The following is a 14,968-nucleotide window of genomic DNA, read 5'->3' on the forward strand; positions in this document are numbered from 1 at the left end:
GCGGGAAGACGGCGACTGATCACTCGTCGAGCATGACCACTTTACCGACATACGGCAGATGACGGTAACGCTGGGCATAGTCGATGCCGTAACCGACAACGAACTCGTCAGGAATGGCGAAACCCACGTATTCGACTTTCACGTCCACTTCACGGCGCTGAGGTTTATCCAGCAGCGTACAGATAGCCAGTGATTTCGGACCGCGCAGTTGCAGCAGTTCACGCACTTTGCTCAGGGTGTTGCCGGAGTCGATGATATCTTCAACGATCAGCACATCTTTGCCACGGATATCTTCGTCGAGATCTTTGAGAATTTTGACATCACGGGTGGTGGACATGCCGTTGCCGTAGCTGGACGCGGTCATGAAATCCACTTCGTGGGAGACGTCAATGGTACGACACAGGTCAGCCATAAACATGAATGAGCCGCGCAGCAGCCCGACCAGCACCATCTCGCTGCCGCTATCGCGGTAGTGTTCGGTGATTTCACGGCCTAATTCGGCGATGCGGGTTTTGACTTCCTGCTCGGAAATCATGACGTCTACTCTGTGTTTCATATAAAGCCTAACCACCTGAATTTGAGATATTTATCGCCATTAAACCGGGTAATGGCGACCTTGAAGCGGAAAGGATTATAACAAAGAACCCGGTAATGGGTAACGCCGGAGCGTCAACCAATCCCTGCCTGATGTAAATCATGCAGATTTATCGCCCCGACCAGCACGCCATCGCTGTCCACAACCGGGGCCGCGCTGATGTTTTGCTGGTGCAACGCTTCGAGCGCTTCACCGGCGCGCCACTGGGCTGGCAGCAGATATCCGGGACGCGTCATGGCGTTGTTGAGCGGCTCATTCAGGCTGTGCCCTTTCACCAGCCAGCGGCGCAGGTCGCCGTCAGTAAAGACACCCGCAACGTGGTGCTCAGCATCACACACGGCAATCAGGCCAAGACCAGTGCGGCTCAGTTCCAGCATCGCGTTCATCACGCTCTCGTCGATACTAATCACCGGCAGGCGGTCGCCGGTGCGCATCAGGTGATGCACGCGCGTCAGTAAACGGGCTCCCAGACTGCCGCCGGGATGGGAGCGGGCAAAATCTTCCGCACCAAAACCACGGTGACGCATCAACGCCATCGCCAGCGCATCACCCATCATCAGCGTGTTTACGGCGCTGGAGGTGGGTGCCAGCCCCATCGGGCAGGCCTCACGCTCAACGCTCACGTCAATGACAGCATCGGCTGCATGGGCCAGCGGAGAGTTCGTACCGCCTGTGATGGCGATAAGTTTGGTGTTATTTTCTGCCAGCAGCGGCAACAGCATATCCAGCTCTTTGGCACGACCCGAATAGGAGATGAAAATCAACACGTCCTGACTACCAATCATGCCTAAGTCACCGTGCAGCGCTTCGGCCGGGTGCACAAAGAAGGCCGGCGTGCCGGTACTGGCGAGCGAGGCGGCAATTTTTTTGCCGATGTGCCCGGATTTCCCCATCCCTGACACCACGGCTTTACCGGTGCAATTTAGCAGCAGCTGGCAGGCGCGGACAAAATTGTCATCCAGACGGGTCAGCAAGCGCTGTGCCTCTTCAATTTCTATTTCCAGCGTTTCGCGTGCAAAATCCAGCAGCGATTTGTTCATCTTCTTCTCTCCTGAGCATGAGGTGATTACGTTGTTTTTCGACCGGCTCAGGCCGACACGGTGAAGCCCAGCATCATGCCGGTATCTTCGTGCTCCAGAAGGTGACAGTGCGCCATATAGGCCTGCTGCTTATCCGCCAGATGGTTGAAACGCACCAGCACTTCACTGCGTGCGCCTTCAACCCGAACGATATCTTTCCAGCCCGAGCGATGGGCTGCGACCGGCTGACCATTTTCAGAAAGAATACGGAACTGTGTGCCGTGGATATGGAAAGGATGCAGCATCATGTCGCCCTCCCCTGAAAGGGTCCACTTTTCGTACTGGCCCTGTTTGACGTCAAACGCAGGTGTATTCATATCATAGGCTTTGCCGTTGATTTTATTGCCACTCATGAAGTCAAATTTACCGGCGCTTTTCGACATATCCATACCGGCCATGCCGCCGTGAGCGTCGTGGGACATGCCCGGCATCGACGCCATGTCATTGCTTTTCCCTGCATCGCCGTGGTCCATACTCATGCCCGCCATCGCCTCATGGCCAAAGCGTTCCATCAGAGCCGCCATGCCCTGCTGGTCAAGCAGAGGGTCCATCGACAGTTGCAGCCAGCGGGTCGGCAGGCCATCGGCGGAAACCAGCTCAGGCATTTGCACCAGCGTGTCCGGTATCGACTGTGCACCCAGCGTCATTGTCGGCTGAATACGCAGCACCGGCAGCGGCTGATCAAACGGTGCCAGTGTCATGCCCATCTGTTTGACCGGTAAGGTGACGAGGTCAAAAGACTGTGTGCCCTGGCACTCCACCAACACTTCGAAGCGTTCGCCCATCAGCATAGGGAGTTCAGTGACTTTTACCGGTTCAGCGAGGAAACCACCGTCGCTGGCGATCACATACAGCGGGCGTCCGTCGCTGGCGGCAATATTGAGCGAACGGGCGTTACAGCCGTTCAGCATGCGCAGACGCACCCATCCGCGCGATACACCGTGCTGTGGATAAACCGCGCCGTTAGTCAGCATGTGGTTACCAAACCAGCCAATGGCAGCAGTCATGACGTCCATCTGGTAATCGATTTGTCCTGCGTCGTTGAGGCGTTTGTCCTGAAAGATCAGCGGAATATCATCCACGCCCCAACGGGTGGGAAGTTGCAGCTTATTGCTCTCTGCATCTTCAATCAGCACCAGCCCCGCCAGCCCCATTGCGACCTGATACCCGCTAGTTTGATGCGGATGGGGATGGAACCAGCAGGTCGACGCCGGTTGATCGAGCTGAAACTCCACGGTGCGACTGGCGCCGGGGGCAATCACGCCCTGCGGCCCGCCATCGATATCGCCGGGAATTTCCAGCCCGTGCCAGTGCACAGTACTGGCGACATCAAGATGATTATTAATTGTGACCTTCACCGGTTCACCACGCTTTATCCGCAGCGCTGGCCCAAGCAGATTGCCGTTCACACCCCAGGTTTCAGTATTGACGCCGGGTAAAAACTGGCTCTGCCCGCGCTGTAAATTGAGGCTATAGCTACCGTCAAAATTCGCCCTGAGGATCGACGGAACCGGCAAAACCGGACGATCGGCGGCGAACGCCAGCCGGCTCCACCCAGGCAACGTAGTGGCTGCGCCCATCAGAGTGGTCCATTTGATAAAGTCGCGACGATGCATGTTCAGATCCTTTTGGCGGTTGGCGGGCAATGTAAGAGTGTCAGCCTAAACCCTCCACCAAGGGTAAGGTCAAGCCGCTGAGCGGATAAAAGAAATTTAGTGTGACTCAGGGCAAATATGTTAACGTCTTTTAATTCTCAAAGAGCCGATTTTTCCTATTAAAAGAACAATGCAATGAAAAGAACTACGCTGACTTTGCTGTTGCTGACCCTGCTCGGTTTCTCCTCTGCCAGTCAGGCATTAAGTGAATCTGAAGCCGAAGATTTAGCGGATCTGACCGCGGTCTTCGTTTATCTGAAAAATAACTGCGGCTATGACCAGTTACCCAACGCGCAAATCAAACGCGCCATTGTGTTCTTCGCACAGCAGAATCGCTGGGATCTGACCAACTACAATAGCTTCAATATGCAGGCCATGGGCGAAGACAGCTACCGTGACCTGAGCGGTATTGCGGTCGCCACGCCGACCAAGTGCAAATCTCTGGCACGCGACTCCCTTAGCCTGCTGGCTTATTCGAACTGATTGCCGTTTTCCCGGCGAGGACGATGTCCAATGCCGGGTCTCCCCCTCCTATTTCTTCCCTCAACTACACTTAACACCAGCTAACTCCGGCCTGCAAACAATGTCATCTGGATGAAATTCAACCGTGCATAGCAGGGTAATGTTGGCTATTATGTTGCCCCCATTTTTCAAGGCTGTGAATACTCAGGAGAAGATCGCAACATGTCCCAGGATCACTCACAAAAGCGGTTACAGAAAGAAATGTGGTTTGAGACACTGCATGCCCATTTTGGTCAGTATTTCAGTGTCGAAAAAGAGCTGTACCGTGACAAAACAGAACATCAGGATCTGGTGATTTTTGAAAACGCCGCGCTCGGGCGCGTGATGGCCCTCGACGGCGTGGTGCAAACCACTGAACGTGATGAATTCATTTATCACGAGATGATGACCCATGTGCCGCTGCTGGCCCACGGCAACGCCAAAAAAGTGCTGATCATCGGCGGTGGCGACGGCGGAATGCTGCGTGAAGTGTGCCGTCACAAAGGTGTGGAATCAGTCACGATGGTGGAGATTGATGCCGGTGTGGTGGAATTCTGCCGCCAGTATCTGCCCAACCACAGCGCTGGATCTTATGACGACGCCCGCTTTAAGCTGGTGATCGAAGACGGCGTGAACTTCGTCAATCAGACCACTGACACGTTCGATGTGATCATCTCTGACTGCACCGATCCTATCGGTCCCGGCGAGAGCCTGTTTACGTCGGCGTTTTACGAAGGCTGCGCACGCTGCCTGAAACCGGGCGGAATTTTCGTCGCGCAAAACGGCGTCTGCTTCCTCCAGCAGGATGAAGCGGTCAACAGCCACACCAAGCTGAGCCACTATTTCAGTGACGCCAGTTTCTATCAGGCCGCGATCCCGACCTATTACGGCGGCATCATGACCTTTGCCTGGGCAACCAACAGCCCGGAATATCGCCAGATTGACAGCAAAACCTTGCAGGCGCGTTTCGGCGCTGCGGGTATTACTTGCCGTTATTACAATCCGGCCATCCATCACGGCAGCTTTGCCCTGCCACAGTATTTACTGAATGCCCTGTCGGCCGCGCGCTGATACTGCATCCATAAGGGGGTGAACTAAATTGCAAAAGCTGAAACTGCATGGCTTCAATAACCTGACCAAAAGCCTGAGTTTTTGTATCTACGATATCTGTTATGCCAAGACGGCTGACGATCGTGATGGCTATATCGCCTACATTGACAAAGAATATAACGCCAACCGTTTAACGGAGATTCTCACCGAAACCTGCTCGATCATCGGTGCGAATGTACTTAACGTGGCACGACAAGATTACGAACCGCAGGGCGCCAGCGTCACGATTTTAGTGAGCGAAGAACCGATGGATCCGCGCGATGTGGATACGACCGAGCATCCCGGCCCGTTGCCAAACTCGGTGGTTGCTCACCTGGATAAGAGCCATATCTGCGTTCATACCTACCCGGAAAGCCACCCGGAGGGCGGGCTTTGTACGTTCCGCGCTGATATCGAAGTCTCCACCTGTGGGGTTATTTCCCCGCTTAAAGCACTGAACTACTTAATTCACCAGCTGGAATCTGACATTGTCACCATTGATTACCGCGTGCGCGGCTTCACCCGCGACGTGAATGGCGTCAAACATTACATCGATCACTCGATTAACTCGATTCAGAATTTCATGTCGAAAGACATGAAAGCGCTGTACGACATGATGGATGTCAATGTGTATCAAGAAAATATTTTCCACACCAAGATGATGCTCAAAGAGTTCGATCTGAAACATTATCTGTTTAATGCTAAACCTGATGAACTGAGTGCGGCAGAACATAAAGAGATCACCGATCTGCTGTACAAAGAGATGCAGGAGATTTATTACGGGCGCAATTTGCCGTCGGTGTAAATTTCACGCTAAATAAACATCGCTGAAAGGCCGGGCATGAAAGTGCGCGGCCTTTTTAATTTAACTTAGTGGCGAAAGACGCTACGTTTAATTCTTGCAGAACCCTCACCTTTCATCAGAAAAATCGCCCTAAGCCTCATTTTATAAAACCTTAACTCAAATTGATCGGAAAACGATCTGCGCAATAAGACAAATTATAAGAATAAATAAAACCCATTAACTCAAATAGATCTGAAAAATCACCTTTAATTGCACTTATTACTTTTCTATTGATCTTATTTGAACAGAAAATGAATAGAGCCTTCTTTATCTCTCTTATCCTGCGTTAACATCCCGCCGCTGTTTTTAAAATCACCACTCCTAATCACCTGCACACAGAAATAATAAAATGACTATCTGTAAATTAAAGACCGTATCCAGTCTGCTGGCCGCGAGTTCTTTATTGGCATCCGGGGTTTCCTGGGCCGGGGAAAGTTTGTTCAGCAATAATACCGACGGAACGCGCCACTATGTCAGCTATGGGGCGGAATATTATAAATGGGATGAGTCCGTCGATAATATGGACGGAAAATATGTTGCGGAGCACGGCCCCCGCCTGCGGGTAAACTTCGGTGCCAATAACTATCTCGACGCCCCCAGCGGGTTACTCAAAGCCTGGGACATGAGCCTGATGTTTGGCATCGTCAGCTATAAAGGCAGCACCCTTGATGATAAAGGCAACGTGCCCGATGGCTCGCTGAAGGGTAAAACCTACTACACCGGTTACAGTGCAGATATAACGCGCGGCTACCGTTACCGCGCGTCGGACAGCCTCTCTTTCGATGCCAAAGGCAGCGCAGGCGGTCAGGTCTGGCTGCGCAATATCCGCTCCGACGATGTTTACATCGCTTCAGAAAACCGCACTCAGCAATACAGCGCACTGGAGGTGTCATTGCAGCCTTATGCCAAAGCGGCGCTGGGGGCAAACTGGCAGATGACGTCCGACTCCAGGTTAAGTCTTGAAGGCGGTGCGCTTTACCCTATCGCGACCTGGACACACAGCAATCAGGGCGGCGTCTGGCTGCAACCGAAATCGCGCCTGTCGCCGTTCACCAGCCTGACCTGGAATATCAATAAAGATCTGTTTGTTAAAGCGTCCTATATTCATCAGAAATACGGTAAGTCTGATGAGAAACGGGGACAACTGAACGGGCGTGACGTCGGCTATTATCAGCCCGCCACCACCACATCGAGCCTCGGCCTGGAGTTTGGTTTTTACTTCTGATGTGTATAAATAAGGAGATTGTTCCGGTGTAATTTATCGGGACAATCGCTTATCTTTAAAGCCTTCTTCTTTAGAGGCTTACCTTTCAGATGGATCGTTTTGCAACGCTGTTTGGTGTTATCGCCATTTTGCTGTGGAGTATGAGCGTGGCGCTCACGCGCAGTCTGGCAGAAGCGCTTGGGCCTTTCGGCGCGGCGGCCTCTATTTATACGGTCAGCGGTATCATGGTGTGGATGGCCAGCGGCAGGCCGACGCTGCGGGGACAATCCCCTGCTTATCTCATTGTCTGCGGTTTGCTGTTTGTGTTCTATATGGTGGCGTTTTCGCTGGCCATTGGTTTGGCGCACAGCCGTCAACAGACGCTGGAACTGGGGCTCATCAACTATTTATGGCCCAGCCTGACGCTGCTGTTTGCGGTGCCCCTTTTGAAACTCAAGGTACGCTGGTGGATGTGGCCCGGAGCCGTGCTGGCATTTGCCGGCGTACTGTGGGCAATCAGCGGCGGCCACGGGCTGGATGTACACCAAATGATGCGCAATGTGCACAGTAATCCGGTGGCTTACGGGCTGGCCTTGGGTGCGGCGATTGCGTGGGCGCTCTATTCCAATCTGGTGCGGATATTCAGTAAAGGCGCTGGCGTGTTGCCGCTGTTCCTGCTGGCAACCGGGGCGGTGCTGTGGGCGCTCTATTTTACCTACTCAACCACTCGCATCAGTATGACGTGGCGTGCGATGACCGAACTACTGGCGATGGGTGCCGTTACGGCCATTTCATACCAGTGCTGGGATATCGCAATGAAAAAAGGCAATGCCACGCTGGTCGCAGCGCTGTCGTATTTCACCCCGCTGTCCGCTATTTTTATTGCCGGTTTGTGGCTCAATACGTTACCGGGCGCCAGCTTCTGGCCCGGCGTGGGTATGGTGGTGGCCGGGTCGCTGCTGTGCTGGACGGCATCACGCGGTAAATAGCAGATTATTTATAGGTGGTCACGAAGGTGCGGTATTTCGCGAGGACTTGCAGAAAGTCCTCCACGCCGCAAAACGCCAGGCTCTCTTCGTCGTAGTAGCTTAGGCCTTCTTCCATTTCATCACCTTCGAAGCCCAGCTGATTGGCGCGGATCATCACTTCATCATCGCCGAGCAGCAGGGTGTATTCGTGACCGATCAATTCCCACTGACGCTCGCTGCCTTTCACATCCGCTATCGCCGCTTCAACCTTATCGAGCACGCTGAAATCGCCCTTCACTTCTTCGTTAATCCAATGCCCAACCACTTCATGGCCCATTGAGAAACGCACTTTGACCTCACCGGTGATGTCGCGTAAGAAGTCGTAGTCCATGATGTCATCCTCTGGAAAGGGTCCCGAAAAGGGAAATAAAAAAGGAGGCCGAAGCCTCCTTTCATCAATGCGGCAAATATAACGATTTACACTGCGGTTTGGAAGATCACGCCGTCAGCTTTGTCGGTGTATTCACTCAGCTTGTCGAAGTTCAGGTAGCGGTAAGTATCCACTGCCGTCTTGTCGACCTGTTCCATGTAACCCAGATACTCCGCTGGCGTCGGTAAGCGACCCAGCAGGGACGCTACGGCGGCCAGTTCTGCGGAGGCCAGATAGACGTTAGCGCCGTTACCCAGACGGTTCGGGAAGTTACGGGTTGAGGTGGAAACCACCGTCGCGCCGTCAGCAACACGCGCCTGGTTACCCATGCACAGTGAACAGCCCGGAATTTCAACCCGCGCACCGCTCTTACCGAAGATGCTGTAGTAGCCCTCTTCGGTCAGCTGGGCGGCATCCATTTTGGTCGGTGGTGCAACCCACAGACGGGTTGGCAACGTGCCTTTATGGCTGTCGAGCAACTTTCCTGCCGCACGGAAGTGACCAATGTTGGTCATACAGGAACCGATAAAGACTTCATCAATTTTGCTGTTCTGCACGTCAGAGAGCAGGCGCGCATCATCCGGATCGTTCGGCGCACAAAGAATAGGCTCTTTGATATCAGCCAGATCGATTTCGATCACGGCCGCGTACTCGGCGTCAGTGTCGGCTTCGAGCAGGCTTGGGTTCGCCAGCCACTCTTCCATGCCTTTAATACGGCGCTCAATGGTACGGCGATCGCCGTAACCTTCAGAGATCATCCACTTCAACAACACGATGTTGGAGCTGAGGTACTCTTTGATCGGCGCCTGATCCAGTTTGATGGTGCAACCGGCCGCTGAACGCTCTGCGGACGCATCCGCCAGTTCGAACGCCTGTTCCACTTTCAGTTCCGGCAGACCTTCGATTTCCAGAATACGCCCAGAGAAGAGGTTTTTCTTACCCTTCTTCTCAACGGTCAGATGACCTTCTTGGATCGCGTAATAAGGGATGGCATGAACCAGGTCACGCAGGGTGATCCCCGGTTGCATTTTGCCCTTGAAACGCACCAGTACGGACTCTGGCATATCAAGAGGCATTACGCCGGTCGCTGCTGCAAAGGCCACCAAACCAGAACCTGCCGGGAAGGAAATGCCGATAGGGAAACGGGTATGCGAGTCACCACCGGTGCCGACGGTGTCAGGCAACAGCATACGGTTCAGCCACGAGTGGATAATACCGTCGCCAGGGCGCAGTGAAACACCGCCGCGGTTCATGATGAAGTCCGGCAGCGTGTGGTGAGTGGTCACATCAACCGGCTTCGGATAAGCCGCGGTATGACAGAATGACTGCATCACCAGATCAGCCGAGAAGCCCAGACAGGCCAGATCTTTCAGCTCATCACGGGTCATCGGGCCGGTGGTATCCTGAGAACCCACAGATGCCATCTTAGGTTCGCAATATTCGCCTGGGCGAATACCGGCAACGCCACAGGCGCGGCCAACCATTTTCTGCGCCAGCGAGAAGCCTTTGTTGCTGGCAGCAACAGGCTTGGCAATGCGGAACACATCGCTCTGAGGCAGTTTCAGCGATTCACGGGCTTTGGTGGTTAAACCACGGCCGATGATCAACGGGATACGGCCACCGGCACGAACTTCATCGAGAAGCACGTCGGTTTTCAGCTCGAAGGTGGTAACAATAGCGCCGGTCTCGTGGTTACGCACTTCGCCGAGGTACGGGAAAATGTCGATCACATCGCCCATATTCAGGTCAGAAACATCCACTTCAATTGGCAATGCGCCGGCATCTTCCATGGTATTGAAGAAGATTGGTGCAATTTTGCTGCCCAGTACTACACCGCCACCGCGCTTGTTCGGCACGTGTGGGATGTCGTCCCCCATAAACCACAGCACCGAGTTGGTGGCGGATTTACGCGAAGACCCGGTACCGACAACGTCACCGACATACGCCAGCGGGAAGCCTTTTTTATTCAGTTCGTTAATTTGTTTGATTGGACCCACGCTGCCCGGCGCGTCAGGCACAATGCCTTCACGTTCGTTTTTCAGCATTGCCAACGCATGCAGAGGAATATCTGGACGGGACCAGGCATCCTGAGCAGGAGACAAATCATCGGTGTTCGTTTCGCCGGTCACCTTGAATACGGTCACGGTGATTTTTTCGGCCAGCGGTGAGCGTGACAAATACCATTCGGCATCGGCCCACGACTGTAGAATTTTTTTCGCGTGTTCGTTACCTGCGTGCGCTTTCTCTTCCACGTCGTAGAAGTTATCGAACATCAGCAAGGTATGGGATAACGCTTTTGCTGCGATAGGAGCCAGTGTCTCATCATCCAGCGCGTCGATCAGCGGATGAATATTGTAGCCACCCTGCATGGTGCCCAGCAGTTCAACGGCTTTTTCACGGGTAACCAAGGGGGAGGTGGTTTCACCTTTCACGACGGCAGCCAGGAACCCGGCTTTTACATAGGCGGCTTCATCAACGCCTGGCGGAACACGATTACTCAGCAGGTCTAACAGAGTGTCTTCTTCGCCTTTTGGCGGATTCTTCAGGGACTCGACCAGCGCTGCCATCTGTGCAGCATCAAGTGGCTTGGGGACGATGCCCTCAGCAGCACGCTCGGCTACGTGCTTACGGTATTCTTCTAGCACGACTTTCTCCTCGCTCTCATTGTCATTTATTATGCCTGGCTTCCATCATCAGACTGGCGTCATGCCTGTAGGGACAGGGGCTTTCAAACGGTCTGACGAGTCGGGACACTGCGGGTATGCTTGTTTCTTTGACTACTTTATCAGGTAAAGCTGTCACGTCCTGAACCTAAGCACAGTGGCCCTTTGCGGCTTGGGCAGCATAGCAGGATTTCACCTGCTTGTTAATTCGTTCACATAAAAGCAACATTAAATCTTTGCTGAATCGTTGAGCGCAGAAGGATCGGCTGCACGCAGTGATATCGCTCATTAGATCAGCATAATAGACACAGTTTAACAAGGGTTTAAAAGCAGAATTGCGGAGGAGTTTAGGCACAAAAAAAGCGGCCCCTTTCGGCGCCGCTTCTTAAACTTTTAAGCCAGAATTATTTCTTCTTCGCTTTCGGGTTAGGCAGGTCAGTAATGCTGCCTTCGTAGATCTCTGCTGCCAGACCCACTGACTCGTGCAATGTCGGGTGAGCATGGATGGTCAACGCGATATCTTCGGCATCACAACCCATTTCAATAGCCAAACCGATTTCACCCAAAAGCTCGCCACCGTTAGTACCGACAATCGCACCACCGATAACACGGTGAGTTTCTTTGTCGAAGATCAGTTTGGTCATGCCATCTGCGCAGTCGGAAGCGATAGCACGGCCGGAAGCTGCCCACGGGAAGGTGGCGGTTTCGTAGCTGATGCCTTTTTCTTTCGCTTCTTTCTCGGTCAGGCCAACCCAGGCAACTTCTGGCTCAGTGTAGGCAATCGATGGAATGACTTTCGGGTCGAAGTAATGCTTCTTACCGGAGATCACTTCAGCGGCTACGTGACCTTCATGTACACCTTTGTGTGCCAGCATTGGCTGGCCGACGATGTCGCCGATAGCAAAGATGTTTGGCACGTTGGTACGCATCTGTTTGTCGACGTGGATGAAACCACGGTCGTCAACTTCCACACCAGCAGCGCCCGCTTCCAGCAATTTACCGTTAGGAACGCGGCCGATAGCCACCAGCACGGCGTCGTAACGCTGTGGTTCGGCTGGCGCTTTTTTGCCTTCCATCGTCACGTAAATGCCGTCTTCTTTAGCTTCAACGGCGGTGACTTTGGTTTCCAGCATCAGGTTGAATTGCTTGCTGATTTTCTTAGTAAAGACTTTAACAACATCTTTGTCAGCGGCAGGAATAACCTGGTCAAACATTTCCACTACGTCGATTTTAGAACCGAGAGCATGGTAAACGGTGCCCATTTCCAGACCGATGATACCGCCACCCATGACCAGCAGACGCTCCGGGACGCTTTTCAGCTCCAGCGCATCCGTTGAGTCCCAAACGCGTGGGTCATCATGTGGAATGAATGGCAGTTTGATTGGACGGGAACCCGCCGCAATGATGGCATTGTCGAAAGTGATGGTCGTTGGACCATTTTCGCCTTCAACAACCAGAGTATTCGCGCCAGTAAATTTGCCCTGGCCGGTGACAACTTTCACTTTACGGCCTTTCGCCATACCTGCCAGACCACCGGTCAGCTGGTTGATGACTTTTTCTTTCCAGACACGCACTTTGTCGATGTCTGTTTTCGGCTCACCGAAAATAATGCCGTGCTCTTCCAGAGCTTTCGCTTCGGAGATGACTTTCGCCACATGCAACAGGGCTTTGGAAGGGATACAGCCGACATTCAGGCATACGCCACCGAGGGTGGAATAACGCTCAACCAGAATGGTTTCAAGACCTAAATCAGCGCAACGAAAAGCAGCAGAGTAACCTGCAGGGCCTGCCCCAAGTACCACGACCTGAGTTTTAATTTCAGTACTCATCATGACCTCTTAATTTATTTCCGGCGGGTCTGACGTCATTTTTGTATCGTAACGCCCATCATCCACCGGGTCGTTCTATCCGCCCGCAGTTTACAAAATTGTTAACAAATTTGAAACAACAAACGGCAAACGATTTGAGTTGGCACCTGATAATCCCAAACAGCATGAAGAGATTACCAGAAAAAAGCCGGCCGTTTGGCCGGCTTTTTGGCTTACATAACCAGACGGCGAATGTCAGACAGTACGTTGTTGATGATGGTGATAAAGCGCGCACCATCAGCACCGTCAATTACACGGTGGTCGAAGGAGAGCGACATTGGCATCATCAGACGCGGCACGAACTCTTTACCGTTCCAGACTGGCTCCATCGCGGACTTGGAAACACCCAGGATAGCCACTTCCGGCGCATTCACGATTGGCGCGAAGTGGGTCGTCCCGATACCGCCAAGGCTGGAGATAGTAAAGCAACCGCCCTGCATTTCAGCAGCAGTCAGCTTACCGTCACGCGCTTTCTTGGAGATCGCCATCAGTTCACGGGACAGCTCAGCGATGCCTTTCTTGTTCACGTCTTTGAAGACCGGAACAACCAGACCGTTTGGCGTATCAACCGCCACACCGACGTTGATGTATTTTTTCAGCGTCAGTTTCTGGCCATCTTCAGACAGTGAACTGTTGAAGCGTGGCATCTGCTCAAGCGCAGCGGCAACGGCTTTCATGATGAAGACGACCGGTGTGAATTTCACGTCCAGCTTGCGTTTAGCGGCTTCATCGTTCTGCTGTTTACGGAACGCTTCCAGCTCAGTGATATCGGTTTTATCGAAGTGCGTAACGTGCGGGATCATTACCCAGTTACGGCTCAGGTTTGCACCAGAAATTTTCTGGATACGGCCCAGCTCCACTTCTTCGATCTCACCAAACTTGCTGAAGTCGACTTTCGGCCAAGGCAGCATGCCCGGAATACCGCCGCCAGTGGCAGCAGCCGGAGCAGCTTCAGCACGTTTAACCGCGTCTTTCACGTAAGTCTGAACGTCTTCGCGCAGGATGCGACCCTTACGGCCAGTCCCTTTGACTTTCGCCAAATTTACGCCGAATTCACGGGCCAGACGGCGGATAACCGGCGTGGCATGAACGTAAGCATCGTTCTCAGCGAAGTCGCTTTTACCTGCGGCAGCAGCAGCAGGCGCAGCCGCTTTCTGTTCCTGTTTGGCAGGTGCAGCCGCGTCTTCTTTCTTAGCGGCCGGAGCTGGAGCAGCGCCTTCCACTTCGAAGACCATGATCAGGGAGCCGGTGCTGACTTTGTCGCCCGCAGCGATCTTGATCTCTTTCACGGTGCCCGCGAACGGCGCCGGAACTTCCATTGACGCTTTGTCGCCTTCAACGGTGATCAGAGATTGCTCAGCGGTGACTTTGTCGCCCACTTTGACCATGATTTCAGTGACTTCAACTTCGTCGCCGCCGATATCAGGCACGTTAACTTCTTTGCTGCCGGAAGCCGCTGCAGCAGCCGGAGCCGCTTCTGCTTTAGCTTCTTCTTTCGCCGGAGCAGCAGCGCCGGAGCCTGCAACTTCAAACACCATGATCAAAGAACCGGTGCTGATTTTATCGCCTGCAGCGATTTTGATCTCTTTCACGACACCTGCGAACGGTGCCGGAACTTCCATTGAGGCTTTATCGCCTTCAACGGTGATCAGAGACTGCTCAGCGGTAACCGTGTCGCCTACTTTGACCATGATCTCGGTGACTTCAACTTCGTCACCGCCGATGTCTGGCACATTCACTTCTTTGCTTTCGCTGGAAGCCGATGCGGTAGCAGGAGCTTTCTCTTCTGCTTTCGCTTCCTGTTTCGCAGGGGCTGCATCAGCAGCACCGTCGGCGGAATCAAAAATCATGATCAGTTTGCCGGTTTCGATGGTATCGCCCACCGCCACTTTGATCTCTTTTACAACGCCTGCTTGTGGAGAAGGCACTTCCATAGAAGCTTTGTCGCCTTCAACGGTGATCAGCGACTGTTCAACGGAAACGGTATCGCCCACCTTCACCATAATTTCGGTGACTTCCACTGCATCTGCACCGATGTCCGGTACGTTAATTTCAATAGCCATCTGTCTTTA

Annotated in this window: 12 protein-coding genes; 5 read left to right on the top strand and 7 right to left on the bottom strand. The window is 53.2% G+C overall.

What is annotated here, in order from left to right:
* Positions 1 to 19 precede the first annotated feature (19 nt).
* The 3 genes from hpt to cueO all read right to left on the bottom strand — a co-directional run bounded on the left by hpt (position 20) and on the right by cueO (position 3,290).
* Positions 20 to 556, bottom strand: a complete 537-nt coding sequence (hpt, locus tag ACZRKO_RS13035; RefSeq protein WP_140472861.1) for a hypoxanthine phosphoribosyltransferase — start codon at positions 554 to 556, stop codon at positions 20 to 22.
* A 113-nt stretch (positions 557 to 669) separates the two neighbouring features.
* Positions 670 to 1,635, bottom strand: coding sequence for an arabinose-5-phosphate isomerase GutQ (gene gutQ / locus ACZRKO_RS13040; protein WP_463737688.1), 966 nt, complete (start codon positions 1,633 to 1,635; stop codon positions 670 to 672).
* Between the two features lie 47 nt (positions 1,636 to 1,682).
* Positions 1,683 to 3,290, bottom strand: coding sequence for a multicopper oxidase CueO (gene cueO, locus ACZRKO_RS13045; RefSeq protein WP_463737689.1), 1,608 nt, complete (start codon positions 3,288 to 3,290; stop codon positions 1,683 to 1,685).
* A 174-nt stretch (positions 3,291 to 3,464) separates the two neighbouring features.
* Between cueO and ACZRKO_RS13050 the strand changes: the two genes are divergently transcribed.
* The 5 genes from ACZRKO_RS13050 to yddG all read left to right on the top strand — a co-directional run bounded on the left by ACZRKO_RS13050 (position 3,465) and on the right by yddG (position 7,956).
* The gene (locus ACZRKO_RS13050) at positions 3,465 to 3,812 is read left to right on the top strand and encodes a YacC family pilotin-like protein (protein ID WP_463737690.1); all 348 of its coding nucleotides are present in this window, start codon (positions 3,465 to 3,467) and stop codon (positions 3,810 to 3,812) included.
* 201 nt (positions 3,813 to 4,013) lie between these two features.
* Positions 4,014 to 4,901: a polyamine aminopropyltransferase gene (speE, locus tag ACZRKO_RS13055; protein ID WP_463737691.1), complete on the top strand. Its 888-nt coding sequence runs from the start codon at positions 4,014 to 4,016 to the stop codon at positions 4,899 to 4,901.
* A gap of 28 nt (positions 4,902 to 4,929) precedes the next feature.
* Complete coding sequence (gene speD / locus ACZRKO_RS13060; RefSeq protein ID WP_463737692.1) at positions 4,930 to 5,724, top strand: adenosylmethionine decarboxylase; 795 nt, start codon at positions 4,930 to 4,932, stop codon at positions 5,722 to 5,724.
* A 388-nt stretch (positions 5,725 to 6,112) separates the two neighbouring features.
* On the top strand, positions 6,113 to 6,988 hold the full coding sequence (locus ACZRKO_RS13065; RefSeq protein ID WP_463737693.1) for a hypothetical protein: 876 nt from the start codon (positions 6,113 to 6,115) through the stop codon (positions 6,986 to 6,988).
* 89 nt (positions 6,989 to 7,077) lie between these two features.
* Positions 7,078 to 7,956, top strand: a complete 879-nt coding sequence (gene yddG / locus ACZRKO_RS13070) for an aromatic amino acid DMT transporter YddG (protein WP_463737694.1) — start codon at positions 7,078 to 7,080, stop codon at positions 7,954 to 7,956.
* Positions 7,957 to 7,960: 4 nt separating this feature from the next.
* On the opposite strand, the gene yacL is transcribed toward yddG, so the two are convergent.
* From yacL to aceF, 4 genes are all read right to left on the bottom strand, one after another.
* A complete protein-coding gene (yacL, locus tag ACZRKO_RS13075) occupies positions 7,961 to 8,326 on the bottom strand; it encodes a protein YacL (RefSeq protein ID WP_463737695.1) in 366 nt (121 codons plus the stop codon).
* 86 nt (positions 8,327 to 8,412) lie between these two features.
* The gene (gene acnB / locus ACZRKO_RS13080) at positions 8,413 to 11,010 is read right to left on the bottom strand and encodes a bifunctional aconitate hydratase 2/2-methylisocitrate dehydratase (RefSeq protein WP_463737696.1); all 2,598 of its coding nucleotides are present in this window, start codon (positions 11,008 to 11,010) and stop codon (positions 8,413 to 8,415) included.
* A gap of 422 nt (positions 11,011 to 11,432) precedes the next feature.
* On the bottom strand, positions 11,433 to 12,857 hold the full coding sequence (lpdA, locus tag ACZRKO_RS13085) for a dihydrolipoyl dehydrogenase (RefSeq protein ID WP_463737697.1): 1,425 nt from the start codon (positions 12,855 to 12,857) through the stop codon (positions 11,433 to 11,435).
* Between the two features lie 212 nt (positions 12,858 to 13,069).
* Positions 13,070 to 14,959, bottom strand: a complete 1,890-nt coding sequence (gene aceF, locus ACZRKO_RS13090) for a pyruvate dehydrogenase complex dihydrolipoyllysine-residue acetyltransferase (RefSeq protein WP_463737698.1) — start codon at positions 14,957 to 14,959, stop codon at positions 13,070 to 13,072.
* Positions 14,960 to 14,968: the final 9 nt, after the last annotated feature.

This window comes from Ewingella sp. C233, assembly GCF_055407225.1.